We start from the raw sequence: 23,604 nt of genomic DNA, 5'->3' as shown, positions 1-23,604 counted from the left end.
CGGACAGCCAACGCTGGGCAACGGAGCGCCGCCGCCCGGGAGAACGGCGAGCACCCGCCGTTCCCGGGTTTTGGACAGTCACGATTACCCGAGAACCTCCCTAATCAGAGTGCGTGTGTGCGACAGCGGGCTCACACTCGGTTTAGGGTGGTCGGGGCGGCGAGGCGAACGATCACCCGGCCCGCCCCGGGCGCCCCCGCCAGTCTGCCCGACTACTCCCCGGTCTCCGACAGATAGCTGAGCCTTCCCCTCGTGAGCGACATCCGATCCTTCCAGGTGCCGGCCCCCCAGGACGACGGCGGTTCCGACGGCGGGCAGGGCCGGAAGCCCGCCCCGTGGCCGACGCCCGGCCAGGCGCAGCCGCCCGGCGGGCACCAGCCCACGTGGCCGGAGCCGCCGGGCGGTGGCCCGGCCGCCGGCCGTCCGTCCCGGTACGCCCGGGAGGAGGAGAGCCCCGGCGAGGTCACCGAGTGGGGTGGTTACCCGGCATACCGGGAGCCCTACCCCGGCGACCCGCTCGACCTGTCCAAGCCCCTGGAGCCCGAACCGGTGCCCCAGGAGTCCACCTGGGGCCGCGAGACGCCCCAGCCGTGGAGTCAGGACGGCCCGTCCTGGACGCAGGAGAGCACCACATGGGCCCAGGAGAGCGCGGTGTGGGCCCAGGAGTCGTCCTGGGCGGGGGAAGCCCCCTCCCCGCAGGGCGCCCCCCAGGTGCCCCTCCCCCGGCCTGACTGGGCCCCGCCGCCCGTGTCGCAGCCGCAGGCGGGCACGCACCCCTACGTCGCCCCCCAGCCCCAGGCACCCGGCCAGGCGCCCGGCCAGGGATCGCCCCAGGCTCCCGGGCAGCCCGCGAGTCCCGGGATGTTCCCGGGCACCGGGCACCCGCAGACCCCCATGCCCCCCCGGCAGCCGCCGCCCGCGGGCGGCGAGCGCCCCTTCTCCTACTGGGAGAACAACCGCCGGGAGAGCGAACCCTCGTTCTGGAACCAGGGCCCGCAGGCCGAGCAGGAGCTGCGGGCGGAGCGGGAGCGCGAGCCGCAGGTCGAGGAGGAGCCCGCGACTCCCCCTGCCAAGAAGAAGCGCGAACCGTATCTCGACAATGTGAAGTTCGTCCTGATCGCCCTGGTGGTGATGGGCCACTCGCTGGTTCCCACCCTGAAGGCGGACTCGGCGAGCGCGGCGTACCTGTTCACCTACATGTTCCACATGCCGGCGTTCGTGCTGATCAGCGGCTACCTGGGGCGCAACTTCTGGCACTCCAACGCGAAGATCAACAAGCTGGTCGACACGCTGCTGATCCCGTACGTGGTCGTGGAGATCGGCTACGCGCTGCTCCGCTACGGGCTTGGCCAGAAGTGGACGCTGACGATAATTGATCCGGCCTGGCTGAACTGGTACCTGGTGGCCCTGGTCCTCTGGCGGATCTCCACCCCCATCTGGACCCGGATGCGGCAACCGCTGCTGGTCGCGGTGGTCATCTACATGGCGGCGGGCTTCTCCGAGATCTCCGGCGACTTCAGCATCGACCGCTTCTTCGGCCTGCTGCCGTTCTACGTGCTCGGCCTGCTGCTCAAGCCCGAGCACTTCGACCTGCTCAAGCCCACCTGGGTCAAGCTCACCTCAGCGGTCGTCCTGGTCGGAGCCGCCGGGGTGGCGATCCTCATCGCGCCGCACGTCCCGCGCGACCCGATCTACTTCCGCTACAGCTTCAAGGCCATGGACATGTCCTGGTGGATGGGCTTCGGCGTGCGCGCCGCCGTGCTGGTCGCGGCGCTGATCATGACGGCCGCGGTGCTCGCGCTGGTGCCCCGCCGCGAGACCTGGTTCTCCGACCTCGGCACCCGCACCCTGTACGCCTACCTGCTGCACGGCGTCGTGGTGGTCATCGCCAAGGACCAGGGCTGGCTGAGTTTCCCCTGGCTGTACGGCCCGCTGGGCGTGGCGGCGATCGCGTCGAGTTCGCTGGCCCTGGCCATCGTGCTCTGCCTGCCGGAGACCCGCAAACTCTTCAAGTGGCTGCTCGAACCCAGGCTGGTATGGCTCTACCGGCGACCGTCCTCGGCCCCCGCCGCCAAGGCCGCACCCGCCACCGAGGCCGCGCCCGCCGCCAAGGAGAGTTCAGCGGCAGTTCCCCGGTAATTAACTCAACCCATCCGGTGCTGACGGAACAGCCACCCAGCATCGGCATATGCGGGTATGCGTCGCGACAATCGTTCATCATCCAGAAGACGCCCGGATCGCGCATCGGCAGATCCGGGCGCTTCTCGACGCCGGGCACGAGATCACCTACGTCGCCCCCTTCACCGACTGCAACGTCACTCCGGATCCGCGGATCCGGGCGATCGACGTGCCCCGGGCGACCGGCGACCACCGCAGGCGCGCGCTGAAGGCCGCCAGGGGAGCTCTCAGCCGCGGGGTCGAGGGCGCCGACCTGCTGATCGTGTACGACCCGGAGCTGCTCTCCCGCCTGCCCAGGCGCCGCCCCGCCACCGTCTGGGACGTACGCGGTGAGGCCGGCGCCACACCGCACCGGGCCCTGCCCTCGCCGGCACGCCGGATCGAGGCCCGAGCGGAACACCGGCTGCACCTGATCCTGGCCGACGACTCCTACCGGGACCGCTTCTCCCTGCCCCACCCGGTCGTCCCCAACACCGCCTGGGTACCGGAGAACCCGCCCGCGCGGCCCGGCCGCGACCGGGTGGTCCACATCGGTCACCTCTCCGAGGCGGGAGGTGCGGCCGAGCTGATCGAGACGGCCAGGCGGCTGCTCCCCCACGGGATCAGGCTCGACCTGATCGGCGCCGCCGCCGCCGGGGTCAGGCCGCTGCTCCGGGACGCGCAGCGGGAGGGCCTGCTCGACTGGTACGGCTACGTGCCCAACCGGCACGCGCTGCGGATGGCCGAGGGGGCGATCGCCGGGCTGTCGCTCCCGCACGACGCGCCCGGTCACCGGCCCGTACCGGCCAAGATCATCGACTACATGTCCCGGGGCGTCCCCGTGGTCACCACGCCGCTGCCCGCCGTCACCGCCCTGGTCGAGCGGGCCGGCTGCGGGATCGTCGTACCCTTCGGCGACGTCGGGGCTGTGGTGCGCGCGGTGCTGACGCTGCGGGACGATCCCACCGGGGCCGCGGAGATGGGCGGGCGCGGCCACGCCGAGGCCCTGGCCCACCACAACTGGCCGGACCACGCGGGCGCGTTCGTCGGGCGGTTGGAGGAATGGGCGGGCAGACCGGTGACGTCCGGCCTGGAGATTGGTCTACTGGAGGCATGGCACGCCATCTGATTCAAGGGCGCGAGATCGCCATGCCGGTCCGCGTCCGAGACGCCATGGTCTGCAGCGCCTCCTACCTGGTCCGGGCGGACGCCGCACGGGCCGTGATCGCCTATTCCCACCTCGACGTCGCCGAGGTGCTGCCCCGCAAGGCCCTGTGCACGCTGCTGTTCGCCGACTACCGCGACGGCGACCTGGGCCCCTACCACGAGTTCGGCATCGCCTTCCTGGCCAGGCCGCCCGGCGCGGACCACGCCCCCGGCGGCGGGCTGCGCGCGAACCTGTCCGAGCTACGCAGGACCGGCGCCGGGGCGTTCGTCCACTGGCTCCCGGTCGACCAGGGTCTCACCCTGGAGGCGGGCCGCACGATCTGGGGTTTTCCCAAGGAACTGGCCGACATCGACCTGCGCACGTCCTCCCCCTACAAGCGGTGCATCCTGCGTAAGGACGGCCGCCTGGTGCTGGACCTGCTGATCAAACCCGGCGTCCCGGTGCCGGGCACCGGCATGATGACCGCCCTCGACGCCTACAGCCACTCAGACGGTGTCACCCGCCGCATCCCGTGGTCGATGTCCCCCCGCGGCATCCGCACCCGCCCCGGCGGCGCCCTGATCCGCCTGGGCAACCACCCGATCGCCAGGGAACTGAGCGAACTCGGCCTGCCCAAACGAGCCCTGGCCACGACCACGGTCTCCCACATGGCCATGACCTTCAACGAGGCCAAGGAACCGTAGCGGGGTCCGGCCGGCCGCCGCGACCACCAGAGCCCGTGGTTCGACCACCGCGCCCATGACATAGGCCAGAGCGGGCGCCTGGCGGAGCCGTACCGCCTTCACCGAATGTGTCCCAGGCCGCTGTCGCCGGCCTGGGACAGAGCCTCCCCGGCCGGCATCAACGCCCGGCGAACGGGCAGGCGGCGTTCACACCCGTCTGCGGGGCGGAACCGGGACGCGGTCGAGGTCGTGGGCGACGACGACGTCGCCACGGAACGCGGCGGCCGCCTGTTCGGCGAAGCGGTGCTCGTCCTCGGCGCGGTACCGCTCGGAGAAATGGGTGAGGACCAGCCGCCGGACGCCGGCCTCGGAGGCGACCTTGGCGGCCTGGCCGGCGGTGAGATGGCCGTAGTCACGGGCCAGCGCGGCGTCCTCGTCCAGGAAGGTCGACTCGATGACCAGCAGATCCGCCCCGTCGGCCAACTCGAAGACCGGGTCACAGAGGCGGGTGTCCATGATGAAGGCGAACCGCTGCCCGGGACGATGCACGCTGCACTCGCCCAGGGTCACCACCGTGCCGTCCGGAGCGGTGACCTGGCCGTCTTCCCGCAGCCGACGTACGGCGAGGCCGTGCACGCCTCGGGCGGCGAGTTCGTCCGGCAGCATGGTGATGCCGTCGGGCTCGACCAGGCGATAGCCGTACGCCTCCACCGGATGGTCGAGCCGGCGGGCCGTCAGGGTGAACGGCGCGTCGGCGGTGTCGAGTTCCACCACGGAGCCGCCGAGCGGCTGCTCACGGATCCGGATGGTGTCGTGGAAGATCGTCGCGTGCCGCAGCCGCTCCCAGTAGAGCGCACCGCTGGCGGGGAAGGCCGCGTTCGCCTCGGCCACCCCGTCACGTGACATCCGCTGGACGATCCCCGGCACTCCGAGGCAGTGGTCGCCGTGGAAGTGGGTCAGGCAGATCCAGTTGACGTCGTGCACGCTGAACCCGGCGTGAATCATCTGCCGCTGCGTCCCCTCTCCCGGGTCGAACAGCAGGCCGTGTCCGTCCCAGTGCAGCAGGTAGCCGTTGTGATTACGGGTACGGGTGGGAACCGCACTGGCGGAACCGAGCACAACAATCTCACGTGCGGACATACGTCAATGATCACTTAACCGGGGGTGGCGAGCGACCGGATAACGACCCGTTCGGCGGCCGTTCGGGGAGTCCCGCGCCCCGGCGGCGGGTCGCGTGGCACGGTGGCCCCGGTACGGAGTCAGCCGTCGAGTTCCAGCAGGGGCAGCTCGGCTCTGGTCGGGAGGCCCTGCCAGTCGCTGGGGCCGGACGAGGCGAAGGCGGCGAGCAGGAACCCGCGGCGCAGCCGGTCGGTCGGGTGCAGTCCCTCCAGCGCCGCGCTGAGATAGCCCGAGACGAAGGCGTCCCCCGAGCCGTTGGGATCGACCATCGGCGCGGAGACGCCGGCGGCGTCATGGCGGACGCCGTCGACCCGGACGCTCGCCCCCCGGGCACCGCGCATCACGATGACCTCGCGGTCTCCGGTGAGCGCGGGCTTGACCAGGTCGAGCTCGCTCTGCCGGACGAACAGCACGTCCGCCGAGCAGGCCAGCACGCTGAGGATCTCCTCGGCCTCCCGCAGGTCGGGCCAGAGCTGGTCGTGGTAGTCGATCGCCACCGAGACGGGGACCCTCGCGGTCCGCGCGGCCCGTACCGCGGCGTGCATGGCGTCGCGCGCGCTCAGCGCGGCGGTGATCCCGCTGACGTGCAGGACGCGCGAGGCCGCGACCCGGTCGACGGGAACGTTCCCCTGGGCGAGCCTGGCGCCGGTGCGGTAGTAGGTGACCCTGGCGGCCTGACCGAGCCTCGACTCCTTCAGGAGCATCCCGGTCGGCGATCCCTCGTCCACCCGGACGTCGGAGACGTCCACCCCCTCGCCGCGCAGCACGGTGAGGATCCTGGACCCCAGTTCGTCACCGCCGACCTTGCCCAGCCAGCTCACCCGGTGGCCGAGCCTGGACAGCCCGATCGCGACGTTGAACTCGGCGCCGGCGACGTCCAGCCTGGCCTCGTGCTCATGGCGGATCCGGCCGCTGGTGACCACGCCGAAGGCCTCGCCGAGAGTGTAGACGTCCATACCGGAGCGGGACTCAGACGATCGGTGGGCGGCCGAGGCGCAGCATGCGCCAGGCGGTCTTCCAGCCCATCGGGCGACGCTCCCCCGCGGGCTCTCTGAGCCCCTCGCCGAAGCCCTTGAACCAGGCGCGCAGGGCGGGCCCCGAGCGCTCGCGGATCAGGGTCAGCACGCTCCAGTTGAGCAGGTAGAGCGTCGCGAGCACCCAGGGAAGGTTACGGCGGGCCAGCCAGACCCGGTTGCGGGCGTTGAGCCGGTAGAAGTCCGTGTGCCTGGTCGGGGGGACCTGCGGGTGGTACATGACCGTCTTGGCGTCGTACTCGATGCGGTAGCCCTCACCGAGGAGCCGCCAGGCCAGGTCGGTCTCCTCATGGGCGTAGAAGAAGCGCTCGGGAAGCCCGCCGACCTGGAGGAACGCCGACCGGCGGATGGCACACGCGCCGCCCAGGAAGGTGGTGACCGGGGAGGACCGCTCGGGGTCGCCCGCCCGCAGGCGGGGAACGTGGCGGCGCTGGCCGATGCCGCCGTCGGGATCCTTCACCCGGAAGGAGACGACCGCGAGGTCGTGCTCGGTGGAGAAGCGCTCCCGCAGGTGGGAGACGAGCCCCTGGTCGGCGTACCAGCCGTCGTCGTCGAGGAAGAGGACGACGTCGCCCGTGCACTCCTCGACGCCACGGTTGCGGCCCGCGGGAATGCCCGCGTTGTGGCTCAGCCGCACGCTTCTGATCGAGGCCGAGGACCCCTCGGGCACGGTGGCCGACAGCTCGGGAACATCGGTGCCGTTGCCGACGATGACCACCTCGACGTCGCCGTCGACCTGGTTCAGCGCGGACTCGACCGCCCGGTCCAGCTCTGGGATCCGGTTACCCATGGTGAGGATGACGCACGAGATCTTCAACGGGTCATCGCCTTGACGCGTCGAAAGCACGTACGGAGCATACGTTCATGATCACCGAGTCTGCTGGATCGGGCAATTCTGGCAGGGTCAATGCTTCCTTGTTTACCGGGAAACAAGCGTATCGGAACCGTCGGCGAACACCCGCCAAACAGTAAGGTGTTCGCACCTACGACGCGCCCGGACGCCATCCGGTTCCTCATGAAAGCCGCCTGGACGCCAGAATGCTGATCAGATGCAGGATCATCTGCAGCACCGCGACGACCACGCAGGCCACCACGAGTACCCTCGTCGCGGCCAGCCCTCCGTTGATCGCGTCCCAGATCGCCGCGACCACGACGAGAAGGGACAGCTCGACCGCCTGCACGATCCGGTGGAACCTCAGCGCCGCGGCGGCCTTACGCGCCAGGCCCAGCCCGCGCGACTGGAAGTGCTCGGCCGAGGCCTCACTCGCCGCGACCAGCCCGGAGCGGGCGCGGGCCACGTCGACCAGGTCGGTCTCCGCCTTGATCAGGATGGCGCCGAGCGCCGCGGCGAAGCCCGTCACGGTGTACCAGTCGGGCAGGATCTCCGACGCCCGGAACCCCAGCCCGATGAGCAGGGCGGCCTCGGCGAAGTAGTGGCCGACCCGGTCGAGGTAGACGCCGGTGATGGAGGTGCGCCGGGTCCAGCGGGCCAACTCGCCGTCGGAGCAGTCGAGCAGCAGGTAGAGCTGGACCAGCAGTGCCGCCAGCACGGCCGACCAGAGGCCGGGCAGTGCGAGCACCGCCCCGGCCAGCAATCCGGTGAGGATCATCAGCCAGGTGGTCTGGTTGGGCGTGATCGGCGTCTTGGCGAGGAACCAGGTGACGTAGATCGACAGCTTGCGCATGTAGAGCACGCCGGCCCAGTGCTCGCCGCTGTTGCGTTCCATGGTCGAGTGCGGCTGGGCCACCGCACGGAGCTCAGCGACCGACGGCCCGGACATAATCCTCCACCCGATCGCGAATCTCCGGCTCCGACAGACGCAGGTGCTCAAGGATCGTGTAGCGGCCGGGGCGGGTGGCCGGCGCCAGCATGACCGCCTCGGTGAACTGGGCCGTGGACAGCCCCACGTCGGTGGGGGTGACCGGCAGCTCGTGTCCGCGCAGGCAGTCGACGACCTGGTTGAGCCTCCGCGAGTCCTCACGAAGGAAGAAACAGAACGCGGTACCTATCCCGGCGAGCTCGCCGTGATTGGAGGTACCGGGAAAAAGCTGATCCACGGCATGCAGGATCTCATGGTCTCCGCCACTCGAAGGACGGGAAGACCCGGCGACCACCATCGCCATGCCCGACAGGATGAGCGCCTCGGCCAGCACGGTCAGGAACCCGTCGGACTCGATCGAGTCGGACCTGCCGATCACCGCCTCCGCCGCGGTCCGGGCCATCGCGCAGGCCAGGCCGTCGATCGGTTCCCCGCGCTCGCCCGCGCCGAGCTGCCAGTCCTCGATCGCCGACAGGTTACTGACCACGTCGCCGACCCCGGAACGGACCAGCGACGGGGGCGCGTCATGAACGAAATCGAGATCGACCATGATGGCCAGCGGCATCGGCACGCCGAAGGAGCCCTTGCCGCCGTCGTGCGTCAGCGAGGCCACCGGCGAGCAGATCCCGTCGTGCGACAGGTTGGTGGCCACCGCCACCATCGGGATTCCGGCCAGCGACGCGGCGTACTTGGTCACGTCGATGGTCTTGCCACCGCCGATGCCCACGACCGCCTCGTACGCGCCCTTGCGCAGGTCGGCGCCGAGCGAGACCGCCTCGTCCACCGAACCGTCGGGCACCCGGAAGATCTGGGCCTCGCCGAGCGAGGGAGCGATCACCGAGGTGATCCTGTCTCCCTGGCCCGGACCCACCGCCACCGCCACCCGTCCGGAGGTCGCCACTCTGCTGTCGGCCAGCAACGAACCGAGCTGGGCGATCGCGCCCCGCCGAACCTCCATGGAAAGGGGCGCCGGGAGCATCCTGGCTAGTATCGGCACGCGATCTCCCGCGCCTTGGCGAGGTCGTCGTGGTTGTCTACCTCGACCCACGGGACGTCGCCGATCGGGGCGACCGCGATCTTCTCGCCGCGGGCCACGAGCTCCTGGTAACCGTCCTCGTAGTAGAGCTGCGGGTCGCGCTCGAAGGTGGCCTGGAGGGCGTCGGCGAGGCGCTCGCCGATGCCGGGACGGATAAGCGTGGCGCCGATGTACTCACCGGCGGCCTCGGCCGGATCCATCAGCTTGGTGATCAGCCGCAGGTGACGGCCGCCGTCGAGGGTGACCTTCATCTCCTCGTCGGCGAGCTTCTTGACGTCGTCGACCGCGAGCAGGATGTCGGTGGTCGCGGGCGCGGAGAGCAGCGTCTCCTCCACCGAGACGGGGTGCACCGTGTCACCGTTGACCAGGAGCACACCCTGGTCGAAGTAGTCGCGCGCGCACCACAGGGAGTAGGCGTTGTTCCACTCCTCGGCCTTGTCGTTGTGCACGAGGGTGAGCTTCACGCCGTGCCGCCGCTCCAGCTCGGCCTTGCGCTCGTGTACGGCCTGCGCCTGGTAACCGACGATGACCACGACATCGCGGAGATCGGCCGCCGCGAGGTTACGCAGCGAGATGTCCATGATCGTGGTGTCGCCGTCGACCGGCACGAGCGCCTTGGGCAGCGTGTCCGTGTACGGCCGCAGACGCCGTCCGGCCCCGGCTGCCAGCACCATTCCCAGCAACGCGCACTCCTCATTCGGGTGAGAGCCTCCCGGCGGGCACTCCTAGGCCCCAAAGGTTAGTTGCCTTCAGGCCCTGATCGTGTAATCGAGGGTTTGCCGGGTGTTCTCAATCGTGTGCGCCGAGGTCGGCCGCGTCCGTCCCGAACCTCGGGGCGGCCAGCCAGCAGGTGATGCTCTCCCAGCTGAAAAGGCACCACAGGTACAGCGAGAGCAGCACGAACATCAGCGTGACCTGCCCGGCGAGGCCGCCGAGGGCGACCAGCAGCATCCTGCCGTCCCAGCCGAAGCCGGATGTGGCCAGCCAGGCCGGCGGGTAGACCCGCTGCCGGAGGCGGTAGACGACGTCGTAGTGGTGGAAGGCCATCGCGCCGAGCAGCATGAGGATCAGCCACGGCGGCACGTCGTGCGCGAAGCCCACCGAGGCCACGAAACCGTACTCGGTGAGACGCAGGATCGGCGGTACCAGCCAGTCGAGCCGGCCGTCGTGCGGGTGGGAGCTGCCCGGACCGGCGAGCAGCAGCGCCACCGCGGGGGCGAAGACCGCCAGCCCGTCGGTGCCGGCCACGCCGACCAGCAGCAGCACCCCGGTCACGAACATCCCGACGATGGCGGGCGGCAGCGGCGGTAGCTGCCCGGCGACCAGTGCGCCCATGGCCCTCGACGGCACCCCGTCGTCCCGGTAGGCGACCACGACACTACGCGGCACCGGCGCCATATGCACAGAAACCATGATCACATCCGTTTTCCCAGTCGCCCCGCGGAAAGCCCGACCACTCCTGCCCGCCCCACGACGGACACCGCCCGCCTCGTGGCAGGACCGGCCGATCCCGTGACCGGCCAACTCGACGGCGGGAACCGCCACCCCGGCGGAGCCCCCGTCCACACCGGGGTCTCCCGTCTCGTGGCGGGCCTACCCCGCCCTGCCGCGCGCCCGCCGTCTCCGGTCACCGGCTCAACGACCTGCCCATCCGGCCCGCGAGAATGTAGGTCGCGGCGATCCCACCCCAGACCAGCAGCGCGACGAAGGTCACCCGGGCGTTGAAGAGGGCGGCGGTCACCGCGATCAGGGCCATCCGCTCCCCGATCGGCAGCACGATGATCTTCTTGAACCAGCGGGTGGGGGACGCCTTCTCCATGGTCCGCGAGAGCCGCACGATCGCGTTGCCCGTACCCAGCCCGTCGCCGTCCCCGGCCGCTCTCCCGGTGTCCTGCCCGGCCCCGCCATCCGCGGCCCGCACGGCACCGGTACCCACCGGTGCGGCTTGCCGCTCCGGCTCGCGGCGCGGCACCGGCCCTCTGGCGTCATCGGCCGGGTCACCCGGCGAGCCCGGCGTCCTGGCCCAGGCCGCGCCCACCCGGGCGGCGTCGGCACGCGCCCCCGCGTAGGAGAAATCGATCATGTGCCGGAGCAGCTGCAGGATCATCGCGGCCACCGCGAGCCCCCAGATGCCGTCGGGTCCGCCGCCGGTGGCGTCCAGCCCGGCCGCGTACCCGAAGGCGAGGCCCACATAGACGACGTACTCCTTGACCCGGTCGAAGGTGGCGTCCAGCCAGGCCCCGAACGGCGAGAAGGCCCGGGTGTAGCGGGCGAGCTGGCCGTCGACGCAGTCGAGCACGAACGACAGGTAGAGCAGGACCGCCCCGGCGATCAGGGCCTGCCGGGTGCCTGTGGAGAACCAGACCGCGGCGAGCGCGGCCAGGCCGACGGACATGCCGGTGATCGCGTTCGGCGTCAGACCGAGCCTGGCGGCGAGCTTCACCAGGTGCCTGGACCAGGAGCTCACCCCGTACGTGGCGAAGAAGCCGTCGTTGGTCTTGACCGCGCCGTCCAGCCGGGCCTCGGCCTCGTCGACCTCCGCCAGCCTCGGCACCACCGAGTCCACGTCCGCCTGCTCGACCATCCGGTCGCCGTGCAGCCGGCCGAGCCCGGCCGCGCGCACCGGGACACCGGCGCGGACCAGACCGACCAGGAGCAGCTGTGGGGCCTCGCCGGCGTCCATCGGGCCGAAGCCACCCGCCTCGGCGAGCTCGGCGAGCGTCTCTGCGGCCTCGGCGAGGCGCGTCAGGTCGGACACTCCTACCTGGAGCGCGCCCCTGAAGGTGCCGCCCGCCTCGCCCACCTCGTGGAAGGAGGTGCCCGCGACCACCACGTTCCCGCCGTCGATCCTGACCGGCGGACGTGACGGCCCCGGCGCGCCCCTCTCGCCCTCGCTCACCAGCGCGCGGGTGTCACGGGCCGGATGCTCGGTGAGCATGGCCAGCGCCTCGGTGTGCGCCACCAGGTCACCGGCGACCAGCAGCACGGGGCCGATGGACGAGCGAGCCACCTTCGCGACCCTGCGCAGGTCGTCGGCGAGCCCCCGCGACCCCTCGGCGCCGATCATGTGGGTGCCGCCGGGCGCGTGGATGATGTCGCTGGAGCGGGCCACCACGTGCACCTCCCGCACCGAGAGTGTGGCAAGCTGTCCGGTCAGCCGGTCGAGCAGCGTTCCGGCGGGACAGCGCAGGGCGGACGCCTCGGTGGTGGCGAGCACGACCGCGGCCGTCTGGGAGGCGGCGTGAGAGTCAGGCAATCCGGGCTCCTTCGTATCCGACGGGATCACCGTACGAATCGGGGAGTGCGCACTCAGGGTAGCTAGATCTTGACGGGATAGCACGGGAGCACGCCGGACGATCGGGTACGCACCCATTACGCTCGCCATATCCGAACTGTCAAAGGAATCTGATCTTGGCCGAACGTGAACCGCGTCCTCGAACCGTCGGAGTGGTCCTGGCGGGCGGCGTCGGCCGGCGCGTCGGCCTCGGCACCCCCAAGCAGCTGCTGGAGATAGCGGGCCGGACGATCCTGGAACACACCCTCGCCCTGTTCGAGGAGGCACCGGAGATCGACGAGGTCATCGTACTGATGGCGCCCGGCTTCACCGGGGAGGTGGAGCGGATCGTCGAGCGGAACGGCTTCGCGAAGGTCACCCAGGTCCTGGAGGGCGGCCAGAGCCGCCCGGAGACCACCTGGCGGGCGCTGCGGGCCCTGGGGCCACGGGAGTGCGACGTGCTGCTGCACGACGCCGTACGCCCGCTGGCGGACAGGAGGATCATCACCGACTGCGTCGAGGCGCTGAGGACCTGCTCGGCCGTCGAGGTGGCGATCCCGAGCTCCGACACGATCGTGGTGACCTCGCAGGGGCCGGACGGGGAGATCGTCCGTGACGTCCCCGACCGTGCCACCCTGCGCCGCGTCCAGACCCCGCAGTGCTTCCGGCTCTCGGTGATCCGCGAGGCGTACCAGCGGGCCTTCGCCGACCCCGGCTTCGGCGACCGGCCGCCCACCGACGACTGCGGCGTGGTGCTGCGCTACCTGCCCGAGGTGCCGATCCACGTGGTGACCGGCAGCGAGCGGAACATGAAGGTCACCCACCCGGTGGACCTCCTCATCGCCGACACGCTCCTGCGGCTCGCCGCGAGCGACGTTCCCTCCGCCTCGGCCTCCGCCCTGCGCGAGGCGATGGAGGGCAGGACCGTGGTGCTCTTCGGCGCGGGCGCCGAGGTGGCGGAGCTGGCCGGAGAGCACGGCGCCCGCGTGTTCCGCTTCCCCGGGCCGTCCGACCTCTCCGGGTCGCTCGAAGGGGTGCGCGTCGAGGACCCCGGTGCCGTGGCCGACGCGCTCGCCCACGCCGCCAAGGAGACGGGCGGGATCGACTACGTGGTCAACGCCACGGGGGCCGCGCCCGCGGGCCGGCTCGACGCGGTGGACGACAGCGCGATCGCCGAGAGCATGAACGTGCACCACCTGGGCCCGGTCAACATCGCCAGGGCCGCCCTCCCCCATCTCCGCGAGACCCGGGGCCACCTGCTGTTCCACTCCCCCGCCCGGGTCGAGGGGGCCGATGACAGCCTGCGCTCCGCCGCGGGTGCCGCGGTGGCCGGTCTGACCCGGGCGCTGGCGGAGGAATGGGCCTGCTACGGGGTGCGGGTCAACTGCGTCGTTCCCGGGCGGAGCGACGCCCCGCGCACCGTCGCCCGCACCTCGCTGGACGTGCTCGCCTCCGGCGTCACCGGTCAGGTGGTCGATGTCCGCCCCTGACCGGTTCCCGCCTCGGTGAAGTGGGTCAGCCCGGCTTGCCGAGCCTCCTCGGACTGGTCAGAAAACCCCAACCCCATGACATGTGCATGGTGACGTAGACCAGCGGCAGCCGGGTGAGTGCCTGGGCCGGCAGGCCGCTGCCGGTGACCGCGGAGCCGACCAGGATCGCCGCCAGGTAGCCGCCGGGGATCAGCAGACCCGGCCAGAGGAAGGGGGAGACCACCAGGCCGGCGAGGATGGCCAGCACGGCCAGCGGCGGCGCCAGGTAGCGCAGGTTGATCGTGCCCTCGTGGGTGCGGGCGACCACCCTGCGCCAGCGGCCGTAGTGGAAGTACTGCTTGGCGAGGGCCTTGAGGTTGGGCCTCGGCCGGTAGGAGACGCGCATCCGGGGCTGGAACCAGACCAGGCCGCCCGTCTCCCGGATGCGGTGGTTCATCTCCCAGTCCTGGGCCCGCTGGAAGTGCTCGTCGTAGCCGCCGACCCGTTCCAGGGCCTCCCGGCGAAACACGCCGAGGTAGACCGTGTCGGCCGGGCCCGCGGTGCCGCCGGTGTGGAATCTGGCGCCGCCGACACCGATCTTGGAGGTCATCGCGCGGGCCACGGCCTGCTCGAACGGCGTGACGCCCTCGGCGGCCATGATGCCGCCCACGTTGTCCGCGCCGGTCTCCTCAAGGGTCTCGACCGCGACCCGGAGGTAGTCGTCGGGGAGCATCGCGTGGCCGTCCACCCTGGCGATGATCTTGTTGCTTGACGCGGCGATGGCGGCGTTGAGCGCGTTGGGAGTGCGGCCCGTGGGGTTGGGGACCACGATCACACGGGGGTCGTCGGCGGCGATCTCGTCGGCGACTTCCTGGGTGCGGTCGCGGGAGGGGCCGATCGCGAGGACGACCTCGATCGGTCCTTCGTACCGCTGCGACAGCACCTGACGCACCGCCTCCCGCAGATGGCGCTCCTCGTTCAGCACCGGGATGACGATGGAGATCGGAGGCCAGACACGTGTCTCGGAAGACGACGCCGGCGCGGGCGAGTCGGGGAACTGCTTCATGGCGTCGCTCACGCTACTGTACGAACGGGTACCTCATCGACCCAGCAGGAGCCTAGGGGGCCATGCATGCGTGACCCGCATGAGGATTCGGGTGTGCACGTGGGCGGCGACGCCTACGGCAGCGTCCGATTGAACCCGAGACGTGACCGCAGGTCAGCCAGGGGTGCCCGCACCAGGCGACGCGGTCTCGTCATCGCGGGCACCCTCTCGTGCCTGGTCCTGGGCAGCTCCGGAGTGACGTGGGCGCTGACGAACTACGCGACGACAAAGATCAAGTCGGTCGACGCGGGGCTACAGGAGTCGCGGCCGAGCAGCGGCGCGATGAACATCCTGGTGGTCGGCGTCGACAGGCGCGACGATCTCACCCGAAAGCAGCAGAACCAGCTCAAGCTGGGCCGCGAGAGCGGCGAGCGCACCGACACCATGATGGTGATCCACCTGTCGGAGGACCACCGCAGGGTCACCGTGGTCAGTCTCCCCCGCGACACCTGGACGACGATCCCCGGCAAGGGCCAGCACAAGATCAACGCGGCCTACCAGCTCGGCGGCCCGAAGCTCGCGACCCGCACGGTGCAGGCGGCCACGGGCCTGACCCTCCACCACTACGTCGAGGTCAACGTGCTCGGCTTCATCAACGTGGTCGACGCGCTCGGCGGCATCTCGGTCTGCACACCGGTCCCGATCAACGACCCGAAGACCGCACTCAACCTGGAGCCGGGCACCTACTCCTTCGACGGCGTCAAGGCCCTCTCCTACGCCCGCACCCGGGCCACCGCCCGCTCCGACCTGGACCGCATCGACCGCCAGCAGCAGGTGATCTCCGCGCTGCTGAACCAGGCACTCAGCGGCGACACGCTCACCAACCCGATCAGGCTGGCCTCGTTCGTCGACACCGCCCTCGACACGGTCCGGGTGGACGACGCGCTCCGCAAGGACCTGCTCGGCCTGGCCAACCAGCTCAAGGACGTCTCCACGGACGACGTGGCCTTCGCCACGGTCCCGCTCGCCGATGTCGACTACCGGACACCGACCGGCGAGTCCGCCGTGCTCTGGGACTCCGACGCGGCCAAGGAACTGTTCCGCCGGATCGCCGCCGACGAGACGCTCGTCAAGCCGGCCAAACCCGCCGGGTCCACGCCCACCCCGAGCGCCTCGGCCTCACCCTCGGCTCCCGCGCTGACCGTACCGCCCGCGCGGATCTCCCTCAGGGTTCTCAACGGCACCACGATCAAGGGGCTGGGCGCGCAGACCAGGGCCGAGCTGCAGAAGGTCGGATTCCTGGTGCCCGAGACGGCCGGCAACACCCCGCAGAAGGGCTTCGAAAAGACGGTCGTCCGGTACGGTCCGGGCCGCGAGGACTCGGCGCGCACCGTCGCCGCCGCGCTACCCGGCGCGGAGTCGCGCCGGGTGGAGAGCCTCGGTGACGCGATCGAGGTGGTCGTCGGCCTGAAACACGCGCCGCCGAAGAAGGTCACCGTGAAGGGGACGGCCGCACCGGCGACTCCGACCGCCTCCCCCTTGGCGACCCCAACGGCGAGGACGGCCACGGAGAACATCTGCAAAAAGTGATTTATACGCATAACAATCTTCGGCCAGGGCAGTCAGCGGGACACGGAGGTGGTGACCGTGATCTCAACATTCGATGTTCAGACGTGGCGCAGTGGTCCCTGCGCGGTCGTGCGGGCGACCGGTGAGCTTGACCTGGCCGTCGCTCCCCGGCTGCGCGCGGAGATCGACCGCGTCCTGGACGGTGCCGGCGTCCCGGGTCTGGTGGTCGACCTGACCAAGGTGCCGTTCTGCGACTCGGTGGGGCTGGGCGTCCTGGTGGGCACCCTCACCCGGCTCAGGGAGGCCCACTGCCGCCTCATCCTGGTGGTGGGTCCCGGCATGATCACCCATCTGCTGACGATCACCAATCTCGACCGGCACTTCGAGATGCGCGGCAGCCTGCGCGAGGCGCTGGACGCACTGACCCCGAGCCACTCGACGAACTGAATCACCCCAGCTCAGAGCAGCTTTCCCAGCCGACCCACCCTCCTCTTCCGCAACTCTCGCAGCACCCTCCCAGCCCTTTTCGAGCCCTCCGGCCGAAGGCCGGCACGCGCCACCGGCAAACTGTTTCCTCGAATAGCTGGCACATATACGGGTAGGCATCTACACTTCGCTTCGAAGCTACACGATCACGGAAAGCGATGGTTCGCACCGTTAGGGAGTATCGTGGCTTCAGATCGTCCATCCTTCTTCGCGCCGGGCAAGACGCGATCGGGGGACGAGCTGAGGCCGGACATCAGAGTGACACTCCCCGGCCGGATACGTACATTCACGTGAGCCTGCAGGGAAGTGGGCGATGAACGCACTTCAACTCACGAGCGAACACGCGAGCGGCTTCGTGGTCATCACGGTGGCCGGCGAGCTCGACCTGGCCACCAGGCCGGAACTGTCCGACTGCGTGCAGGAAGCCATCGACGCCTGCCACGGCACGGTCATCATCGACCTCTCCGGGGTCACCTTCATCGACGCCTGCGGCCTGAGCTCGCTGATCGGCGTCAAGCGGTACGCGCGCGAGCGCGACGCCCCGCTGCTCCTGGCCGGAGCGCCACCCGTGGTCCTCAAGCTGCTGAAGCTCACCCACCTTGAGGCCTCCTTCACGGTGATCTCGCGCTTGGAGACGATGGGCCCCCCGCCGGGCTGCCCCCAGCACGCACCGTCCGTCCAGGCGATCACCCCCCTCGCCGACCGGTAGGCAGGCCCCGCCACACCGACGGAGGCGGCCACCACGGCCGTCTCACGCCCCCCTCGCCGCCCTGCCGGCCTCCGGGGTCAGGCCGACTCCCTGATCACCAGGGTCGGTTCGAAGATCCGTGAGGTCACCGGGTGGTCCGGCTGCTCGATGTGGGCCAGCAGCAGCCGTCCCATCTCGGCGGCCATGTCCTCGACGGGATGGCGGACCGTGGTGAGCGGCGGGCGGCAGACCAGTGCCGCGCTGCTGTCGTCGAAGCCCACCATGGCCACGTCGTCGGGCACCCGGCGCCCGTGGTGGCGCAGCACCAGCAGGGCGCCCTGGGCCATCAGGTCGTTGGCCGCGAAGACGCCGTCGATGTCGGGGTGCTCGGCGAGCAGCCGCTCCATCGCCGCCTCGCCGCTGGCAAGCGTGAAGTTGCCCTCCACGCAGGGAATGTAGGGGTGGCCGTGGACGGCCATCGCCTCCTGGAAGCCCGCCAGGCGGTCCTGGCCGGCCGGGACGTCGAGCGGGCCGGAGATGGTCGCCAGCCGGCGGCAGCCCCGGGCGACGAGATGGTCGGCGGCCAGCTTGCCCCCGGCCCGGTGCGCGACGTCGACGTAGCTGATCGGGATCGGCCTGGCCGGTCTGGCGAAGAGCACGGTGGGCAGCGCGGCCTCGGCGAGCAGCCTGGGCAGCGTGTCCTCGGCGCTGATGGAGACCAGGATGGCCCCGTCGGCGTTGCCCTGGCGCAGGTAGGCGATGACCTGGTCGCGGCTCTCCGGGGTGTCGGCGAACATCAGGATCGGGTGGATGCCCAGCGGGCGCAGGAAACCGACGACCCCCCCGGCCACCCGCCCGAAGAACGGGTCGGCGAAGACATGGCCGGGGAACGGGTTCTCCTCGTCACCGCCGGCCCCGGAGACGATCAGGGCGATCGCCCCCGTCCGCCGGGTGACCAGCGAGCGCGCCGCCTGGTTGGGCACGTAGCCGGTGAGGGCGATCGCCTGCCTGACCTTCTCCTGGATCGCGAGATCGACATTGCGAATTCCGTTGATCACGCGCGAGACCGTGGCCCGGGAGACCCCCGCCGCCCGTGCCACATCCTCCAGGGTGGGGGGTGCCGACACCCGCGGCAGGCCTTCGCCCATAACCTCTCCTTAAGCGTGAAGACCCCCGGCCTCAGCTGTGGGGAGTACGTCGATAAGCTTTTATAGCACAGCGAGAGAGCGCTCTCCCGAGGGCTTCCGCGGGGTCGGCGCCTGCTCGCCGGCGAGTACCTCGACGCTCAACGGCAGGTCGGCGGCCGAGCGTCCGGCGAGCAGCGTGAAGGCGCCCTCCTCGGCCCGCCAGGCGTGGTGCTCGGCCGACCAGTGCTGGAAGGCCCTCGCCGGGATGTCCACCGTGACGTCGACGACCTCGCCGGGCCCCGCGTCGGCCAGGGCGTAGCCGGCCAGCCAGCGCACGGGACGGGCCACGCCCGTCTCCGGCCGGGACAGGTAGACCTGGACGACCTCGCGCCCGGCGCGCTCGCCGGTGTTGCGCAGCCGTACCCGGACCGGCAGTGAGCCGTCGGGGGCGGCCTCCCAGGGCAGTGTGAGGCTGTCGTAGGACCAGGACGTGTAGCCGAGCCCGTGCCCGAACCAGTACGCGGGCGGCTCGGGCTGCCGCAACCAGCCGCGGTAGCCGATGTCCAGGCCCTCGGCGTAGGTGAGCGTCCCGCCGTCGGGGGCCGTGCGGACGAGTGCCCGCTCCGCCCAGGTCGTGGGCAGCCGGCCGCCGGGCTCGGCGCGGCCGAACAGGACGTCGGCCAGGCCGTGCCCGTACTCCTGGCCGGGGAACCAGCTCAGCAGCAGCGCCGCCACCTCCTCGCGCCACGGCAGGCCCATGGGGCCGCCGGAGTTGACGACCACGACGGTGGCCGGGTTGGCCGCGGCCACCGCGCGGACCAGCTCGTCCTGGCGCCCCGGCAGGTCAAGGTGGGTACGGTCGACGCCCTCGTTCTCGATCTCCTCGGTGGAGCCGACCACGACGATGACGGCGTCGCAGGTCCCGGCGAGCTCGACCGCGGCCGCCAGCTCCACCTCGTCGGCTCGGCGGGACGGGTCGGCGGCCAGGACCGAGGCGATCCCGCTGCCGGGGTCGAGCCGCCGCCGGGAGACGAGCTCCACCTCCCTGCCCGCGGCCATCGGGACCCTGACCCGCCGGTACGGCGGGGACAGGTGCACGGTGGCGGGGTCGTCGGTGTCGCGTTCCACCTCCTCGTCCACCAGGACGCGGCCGTCCACCTCCAGCAGCACGTGCCCCCATCCGGCCACCGCCAGCTCCCAGGCGCCGCCCGTCTCCGGGCTCAGCAGCGCGCGGATCTCGACGGTGGCCGCGGCGTCGATCCGCGCCGGTTCCAGGACACGGCCGGTCAGCCGGTGCTCGGTGTGGATCTCCGTGCCCTCGGCGTCCAGCAGCCTGACCAGGACGCCGGGTTCACCGGTCAGCGGGTTGCGGGCGTTCTCCGTGCCCAGCGGGGTGGGCCGGTCGTCAAGGTGCGGGCCGGGCGAATGGAGCACCTCCGCGGTGCCGGACAGCGCCTCGCGGATGCCGTCGAGGGGCGACACGACGGACATCGGGTACACGCCCGCGCTGCCGCCGCCCTGAATCCTGGCGACGGCGGCCTTCGGCCCGAGCACCGCGACCCTGCGCAGCCGCGAGGGGTCCAGCGGGAGCAGCGCCCCCTCGTTGCGCAGCAGCACCGTACTCGCGACGACGGCCCGGCGCAGCAGCGCGCGGGCGGGGCCGTGGTCCTCCCGTTCCGCGGGCTCCGGTGGGACGGCGGAGCCTAGGTCCAGCGCACCGACCCGGGAGGCCAGCCTGAGTAGGCGCCGTACCTTGTCGTCGATCGCGGCCTCGGGTACCTCGCCCGCGCGCACCGCGGCGACCAGTGCCTCTCCCCAGGGGCCCTGCGGCCCCGGCATCGCGAGGTCCTGCGCGGCGCGGGCCGAGGGAGCGGTGGAGCGGACCCCTCCCCAGTCCGACACGACCACCCCGTCAAACCCCCACATCGTCTTGAGCGGGTCTGTGAGCAGCGGGCTCTCCGACATCGTGGTCCCGTTCACCCCGTTGTAGGCGGACATGACGGCCCAGACGCCCGCCTGCACCGCGGCCTCGAACGGCGCCAGGTACAGCTCGTGCAGGACCTGCTCGTCGACGCGGGCGTCGAGGGTGAGCCGCTCGGTCTCGGAGTCGTTGGCGACGTAGTGCTTGGCGGTGGCCGCCACCCCGCCGGACTGGACTCCCCGGACGCAGGCGGCGCCGATCCTGCCGGTCAGCAGGGGGTCCTCGGAGTAGCACTCGAAGTGGCGCCCGCCGAGCGGCGAGCGGTGCAGGTTGAGCGTCGGGGCGAGCAGGACGTCCACGCCCTTGCGCCGCGCCTCGGCGGCGAGCAGCTCACCCAGCAGCTCCACCAGATCCTCGTCCCAGGTCGCGGCCAGTGCGGTGGCCGACGGCAGGGTCAGCGAGGTGCTCCGCTCGTCCCAGCCCTCCCCGCGCACACCGACCGGGCCGTCGGAGGTGACCATGGCCCGCAGTCCGATGCCCGGCTCGGCGTGGGTGGACCATACGGTCGCCCCGGTGAGCAGCCGCACCTTACGCTCCAGGTCCAGCTTCTCCACCAGTCGGTCGAACTCGTCGATGCTCACGTGGCTTCCCTTCACCGTTGGAGATCACTGTTGTAGATCACTCTTGGAGAGCGCTCTCCAGTACGTCATGACGTCAGCGTGCTGTCAATGTCCAAAACGGCGGCGCGGCAGTGTCCAGGGGGCCCCGGGGATCCGGTCAGCGGATGCCGTCGAGCAGATCGCTCTGGGCGGCGCGGGCTCGCTCGACGGCTGCGGCCAGAGCCCTCGTCCCCTCGTCGGCACCGGCGGCCTGCTCGGAGCGGGCCACCGCGGCCGACTGGTCCAGGTGCTCGCGCAGGCGGTCGGCGAAGAGCCGGTCGAAGGCCGGGCCGGTGGCCTTCCTCAGCGCCGCCAGATCGGCGGCGGTGACCATACCCGGCATGTCATGCCCTTCGTGCACGTTCGTCGCGGGTAGGCCGGTACGGCCCAGCATCTCCCTGAGGCGTTCGAGCTCGGCCAGATGGGCCTTCCTGATCCGGGCGGCCAGCCGCCGTACCGCCGGGGCGTGCCCGCGTTCGGCGCCGAGGTCGAGCAGGGGCAGCGTCCGCTCGTCCATCGGGATCATCAACTGGAGCCACGCGGTGTCCGTGGTGTTGAAACCGGCCGCCGGCGTGGCGGCGGGGGCGGTGGGGACGACCGCTGCCGGGGATTCACGGTGGTGGCCCGGCGCGGCCGCCGGGGAGTGGGCGCCGCAGCCGGCGACCGGGCCGGACACGAGGAACGACACGAGGAACAGGGTGAGAATCGCGCCGGCACGCCTCATATGGACCTTCTCGTGTCAGGGGCGGGTACCAGGCCCCGGCCGCCGGGGCCGGGACCTGGCGTCCGCGGTCAGGGGAGCTCGAAGTTCTCCGTGAGGGCGGCGCCGCGATGCGGCTTGTACAGGTCGTAGCCACGCGGGTTGCACTGGAGGCCACCATTGATGCAGTGGGTCACCAGGGCGTCGAGGATGGCGGGGCTGTCCCAGGCGTTGAAGAAGTCGTAGTGCCAGGTGTAACCGCGGCCGCTGGCCAGCCGCGCCTGCGACAGGTCACCGCTCGCGGGGAAGGCGATCTTGAACTCCAGCATCGGCACCGCCACCGGGTGGCCGGCCGGGCAGTAACCGTCGACGGGATAGGACATGTGGCTCTTGTGGTTGGGGCTGTCGAGGTTGACGCCGTCCCAGCAGCTCGGCGACTGGTAGCGGACGTTCACCTGGCTGCCCGCCACGCAGGAGGTCGGGATGTCCCAGCTGTGGGAGACGTCGCCGCACTCGAAGCCCTCGACGGTGCCGGGAGAGTCGCGGAACTCCGCCAGCGTCGCGGTCGGGCTGCCGACGACGAAGCGCAGGCCCTGCGGGAAGGGCTGCACCTGCCAGTAGTCGAGGATGCCGGACTTGTAGTAGATGACCTGGTTGCCGGTCGGCCGGATCAGCTGGTCGCCCTTGTAGAAGCTCGGGAACCAGTAGGCCGACCTGTCGTGCGGGTTGGTGCACGAGGTACCGCCGCCGAGGAGCGAGGAGGTCGTGCTGCTCGCGTTGGTCGTGGTGTTGCCGACGAAGGTGTGCATGTGCGAGGCACCGGGCAGGCCGGGGTAGACGATCGGGTCGTCCGGCCGGTCCGCCGTCCAGGAGCAGTTGGCCTGGAACTCGTGGTGGGTCACCTCGTCGGTGAACGTCGGCTTCGGCCTCGGGGTGGTCCCGGCACCGCCGGTGCCGTACACCTTGAACTCCCAGAGGGAGTAGCCGTAGCCGGTGCCCCGGGCGGTGCCGTACATCCGCACGTAGCGGCCGGAGCCGGAGACAGCGAGGGTCTGGGTGCCGCCGGTGCCGGTGGTGGTCGAGTAGACGTCGGTCCACGGCGCCGTGCCGGTGCCGGAGACCTGGATCTTGAACGCCTTGCCGTAGGCGCCCTCCCAGTTGAGAACCACCTGGGAGACGGTCGCGGTGGCACCGAGGTCCACCTGGAGCCACTGCGGGTCGGCGGCGGCGCTGGACCACCGGGTCCCGTTGTTGCCGTCGAAGGCGGCCCCGGCACCGTACCCGCCTCCCTCGGTGGAGGAGGCGGTCGCGGGACGGCCCTGCGAGAGCAGGGTGTCCGCCGCGGTGGCCGGGGTGATGATCGCCAGACCGGCCGCGACCAGCGCGGTGAGCGTGGCGACGACCAGTCCCAGGCGGAGCCTGACTGGGCTTCGGGATGGGTGCATTGCCTCTCCTTCTGTGGGGGGTGGCCGTCGAAAACGGCGGCACGGAGAGCGCTCTCCTATGAGGTTGATCCATTTTGTTATGAATTGTCAAGACGAGATGGCACCCAACCCGAAACCCGTCGTTCATGTTCGTGACACACGGAGTGCGGCACCAGCGGCTTCTGC

General features: G+C 71.1%; 20 protein-coding genes. 7 read left to right on the top strand and 13 right to left on the bottom strand.

The window, feature by feature from the left end; translation table 11 throughout:
* Window positions 1-252: 252 nt before the first annotated feature.
* The 3 genes from ACQP0P_RS09120 to ACQP0P_RS09110 are packed head-to-tail and all read left to right on the top strand — an operon-like array spanning window position 253 to window position 4,008.
* A complete protein-coding gene (locus tag ACQP0P_RS09120) occupies window positions 253-2,139 on the top strand; it encodes an acyltransferase family protein (protein WP_433373490.1) in 1,887 nt (628 codons plus the stop codon).
* A gap of 49 nt (window positions 2,140-2,188) precedes the next feature.
* Window positions 2,189-3,286, top strand: coding sequence for a glycosyltransferase (locus tag ACQP0P_RS09115; RefSeq protein WP_433373487.1), 1,098 nt, complete (start codon window positions 2,189-2,191; stop codon window positions 3,284-3,286).
* The gene (locus ACQP0P_RS09110; protein WP_433373485.1) at window positions 3,271-4,008 is read left to right on the top strand and encodes an acetoacetate decarboxylase family protein; all 738 of its coding nucleotides are present in this window, start codon (window positions 3,271-3,273) and stop codon (window positions 4,006-4,008) included. Before ACQP0P_RS09115 ends, ACQP0P_RS09110 begins: the two co-directional genes overlap by 16 nt.
* A 186-nt stretch (window positions 4,009-4,194) precedes the next feature.
* On the opposite strand, the gene ACQP0P_RS09105 is transcribed toward ACQP0P_RS09110, so the two are convergent.
* From ACQP0P_RS09105 to ACQP0P_RS09070, 8 genes are all read right to left on the bottom strand, one after another.
* The gene (locus ACQP0P_RS09105) at window positions 4,195-5,127 is read right to left on the bottom strand and encodes a ribonuclease Z (protein ID WP_433373482.1); all 933 of its coding nucleotides are present in this window, start codon (window positions 5,125-5,127) and stop codon (window positions 4,195-4,197) included.
* Between the two features lie 119 nt (window positions 5,128-5,246).
* Window positions 5,247-6,122 (bottom strand): sugar kinase, encoded by an 876-nt coding sequence (locus ACQP0P_RS09100; RefSeq protein ID WP_433373480.1) that lies wholly within the window; start codon window positions 6,120-6,122, stop codon window positions 5,247-5,249.
* A gap of 13 nt (window positions 6,123-6,135) precedes the next feature.
* The gene (locus tag ACQP0P_RS09095) at window positions 6,136-7,017 is read right to left on the bottom strand and encodes a glycosyltransferase family 2 protein (protein WP_433381772.1); all 882 of its coding nucleotides are present in this window, start codon (window positions 7,015-7,017) and stop codon (window positions 6,136-6,138) included.
* Between the two features lie 196 nt (window positions 7,018-7,213).
* Window positions 7,214-7,981: a CDP-alcohol phosphatidyltransferase family protein gene (locus ACQP0P_RS09090; protein WP_433373477.1), complete on the bottom strand. Its 768-nt coding sequence runs from the start codon at window positions 7,979-7,981 to the stop codon at window positions 7,214-7,216.
* The gene (locus ACQP0P_RS09085; protein ID WP_433381769.1) at window positions 7,959-8,999 is read right to left on the bottom strand and encodes an iron-containing alcohol dehydrogenase family protein; all 1,041 of its coding nucleotides are present in this window, start codon (window positions 8,997-8,999) and stop codon (window positions 7,959-7,961) included. Before ACQP0P_RS09085 ends, ACQP0P_RS09090 begins: the two co-directional genes overlap by 23 nt.
* 5 nt (window positions 9,000-9,004) lie before the next feature.
* Window positions 9,005-9,739 carry a sugar phosphate nucleotidyltransferase gene (locus tag ACQP0P_RS09080; RefSeq protein WP_030907488.1) on the bottom strand — a complete coding sequence of 245 codons (735 nt, stop codon included), beginning with the start codon at window positions 9,737-9,739 and terminating at the stop codon, window positions 9,005-9,007.
* A gap of 106 nt (window positions 9,740-9,845) precedes the next feature.
* The gene (locus ACQP0P_RS09075; RefSeq protein WP_433373473.1) at window positions 9,846-10,469 is read right to left on the bottom strand and encodes a DUF5941 domain-containing protein; all 624 of its coding nucleotides are present in this window, start codon (window positions 10,467-10,469) and stop codon (window positions 9,846-9,848) included.
* 214 nt (window positions 10,470-10,683) lie between these two features.
* A complete protein-coding gene (locus ACQP0P_RS09070) occupies window positions 10,684-12,312 on the bottom strand; it encodes a CDP-alcohol phosphatidyltransferase family protein (protein WP_433373470.1) in 1,629 nt (542 codons plus the stop codon).
* A gap of 155 nt (window positions 12,313-12,467) precedes the next feature.
* Between ACQP0P_RS09070 and ACQP0P_RS09065 the strand changes: the two genes are divergently transcribed.
* Window positions 12,468-13,820 (top strand): SDR family oxidoreductase, encoded by a 1,353-nt coding sequence (locus ACQP0P_RS09065; RefSeq protein WP_433373467.1) that lies wholly within the window; start codon window positions 12,468-12,470, stop codon window positions 13,818-13,820.
* Window positions 13,821-13,845: 25 nt separating this feature from the next.
* On the opposite strand, the gene ACQP0P_RS09060 is transcribed toward ACQP0P_RS09065, so the two are convergent.
* Entirely contained in the window at window positions 13,846-14,865 is a 1,020-nt protein-coding gene (locus ACQP0P_RS09060) for a glycosyltransferase family 2 protein (protein ID WP_433381766.1), read from the bottom strand.
* Between the two features lie 66 nt (window positions 14,866-14,931).
* On the opposite strand from ACQP0P_RS09060, the gene ACQP0P_RS09055 reads away from it, so the two are divergent.
* From ACQP0P_RS09055 to ACQP0P_RS09045, 3 genes are all read left to right on the top strand, one after another.
* The gene (locus ACQP0P_RS09055; protein ID WP_433373464.1) at window positions 14,932-16,434 is read left to right on the top strand and encodes an LCP family protein; all 1,503 of its coding nucleotides are present in this window, start codon (window positions 14,932-14,934) and stop codon (window positions 16,432-16,434) included.
* Between the two features lie 57 nt (window positions 16,435-16,491).
* Complete coding sequence (locus ACQP0P_RS09050; protein WP_433373461.1) at window positions 16,492-16,860, top strand: STAS domain-containing protein; 369 nt, start codon at window positions 16,492-16,494, stop codon at window positions 16,858-16,860.
* Window positions 16,861-17,212: 352 nt separating this feature from the next.
* Window positions 17,213-17,608: an STAS domain-containing protein gene (locus ACQP0P_RS09045; RefSeq protein WP_433373458.1), complete on the top strand. Its 396-nt coding sequence runs from the start codon at window positions 17,213-17,215 to the stop codon at window positions 17,606-17,608.
* Between the two features lie 77 nt (window positions 17,609-17,685).
* Here ACQP0P_RS09045 and ACQP0P_RS09040 read toward each other — a convergent pair whose 3' ends face one another.
* The 4 genes from ACQP0P_RS09040 to ACQP0P_RS09025 form a co-directional block, all read right to left on the bottom strand.
* The gene (locus ACQP0P_RS09040; protein WP_433373455.1) at window positions 17,686-18,735 is read right to left on the bottom strand and encodes a LacI family DNA-binding transcriptional regulator; all 1,050 of its coding nucleotides are present in this window, start codon (window positions 18,733-18,735) and stop codon (window positions 17,686-17,688) included.
* Between the two features lie 60 nt (window positions 18,736-18,795).
* The gene (locus tag ACQP0P_RS09035) at window positions 18,796-21,276 is read right to left on the bottom strand and encodes a glycoside hydrolase family 3 C-terminal domain-containing protein (protein WP_433373452.1); all 2,481 of its coding nucleotides are present in this window, start codon (window positions 21,274-21,276) and stop codon (window positions 18,796-18,798) included.
* 136 nt (window positions 21,277-21,412) lie between these two features.
* On the bottom strand, window positions 21,413-22,018 hold the full coding sequence (locus ACQP0P_RS09030; protein WP_433373449.1) for a DUF305 domain-containing protein: 606 nt from the start codon (window positions 22,016-22,018) through the stop codon (window positions 21,413-21,415).
* Between the two features lie 68 nt (window positions 22,019-22,086).
* Window positions 22,087-23,439 carry a DUF1996 domain-containing protein gene (locus ACQP0P_RS09025; RefSeq protein ID WP_433373446.1) on the bottom strand — a complete coding sequence of 451 codons (1,353 nt, stop codon included), beginning with the start codon at window positions 23,437-23,439 and terminating at the stop codon, window positions 22,087-22,089.
* Between the last annotated feature and the right edge of the window lie 165 nt (window positions 23,440-23,604).

The sequence above is a fragment of the Streptosporangium sp. CA-115845 genome (assembly GCF_050943795.1).
Classification (GTDB): domain Bacteria; phylum Actinomycetota; class Actinomycetes; order Streptosporangiales; family Streptosporangiaceae; genus Streptosporangium.
This window is presented reverse-complemented; position numbering and strand designations above follow the sequence as displayed.

Bases quoted from the DNA above. Each gene is read 5' to 3' on its own strand.
- ACQP0P_RS09115 (WP_433373487.1), top strand. From the start codon at position 2,189: ATGCGGGTATGCGTCGCGACAATCGTTCATCATCCAGAAGACGCCCGG.
- ACQP0P_RS09110 (WP_433373485.1), top strand. From the start codon at position 3,271: ATGGCACGCCATCTGATTCAAGGGCGCGAGATCGCCATGCCGGTCCGC.
- ACQP0P_RS09105 (WP_433373482.1), bottom strand. From the start codon at position 5,127: ATGTCCGCACGTGAGATTGTTGTGCTCGGTTCCGCCAGTGCGGTTCCC.
- ACQP0P_RS09100 (WP_433373480.1), bottom strand. From the start codon at position 6,122: ATGGACGTCTACACTCTCGGCGAGGCCTTCGGCGTGGTCACCAGCGGC.
- ACQP0P_RS09090 (WP_433373477.1), bottom strand. From the start codon at position 7,981: ATGTCCGGGCCGTCGGTCGCTGAGCTCCGTGCGGTGGCCCAGCCGCAC.
- ACQP0P_RS09085 (WP_433381769.1), bottom strand. From the start codon at position 8,999: ATGCTCCCGGCGCCCCTTTCCATGGAGGTTCGGCGGGGCGCGATCGCC.
- ACQP0P_RS09075 (WP_433373473.1), bottom strand. From the start codon at position 10,469: ATGGTTTCTGTGCATATGGCGCCGGTGCCGCGTAGTGTCGTGGTCGCC.
- ACQP0P_RS09060 (WP_433381766.1), bottom strand. From the start codon at position 14,865: ATGAAGCAGTTCCCCGACTCGCCCGCGCCGGCGTCGTCTTCCGAGACA.
- ACQP0P_RS09055 (WP_433373464.1), top strand. From the start codon at position 14,932: ATGCGTGACCCGCATGAGGATTCGGGTGTGCACGTGGGCGGCGACGCC.
- ACQP0P_RS09045 (WP_433373458.1), top strand. From the start codon at position 17,213: ATGAACGCACTTCAACTCACGAGCGAACACGCGAGCGGCTTCGTGGTC.
- ACQP0P_RS09040 (WP_433373455.1), bottom strand. From the start codon at position 18,735: ATGGGCGAAGGCCTGCCGCGGGTGTCGGCACCCCCCACCCTGGAGGAT.
- ACQP0P_RS09030 (WP_433373449.1), bottom strand. From the start codon at position 22,018: ATGAGGCGTGCCGGCGCGATTCTCACCCTGTTCCTCGTGTCGTTCCTC.
- ACQP0P_RS09025 (WP_433373446.1), bottom strand. From the start codon at position 23,439: ATGCACCCATCCCGAAGCCCAGTCAGGCTCCGCCTGGGACTGGTCGTC.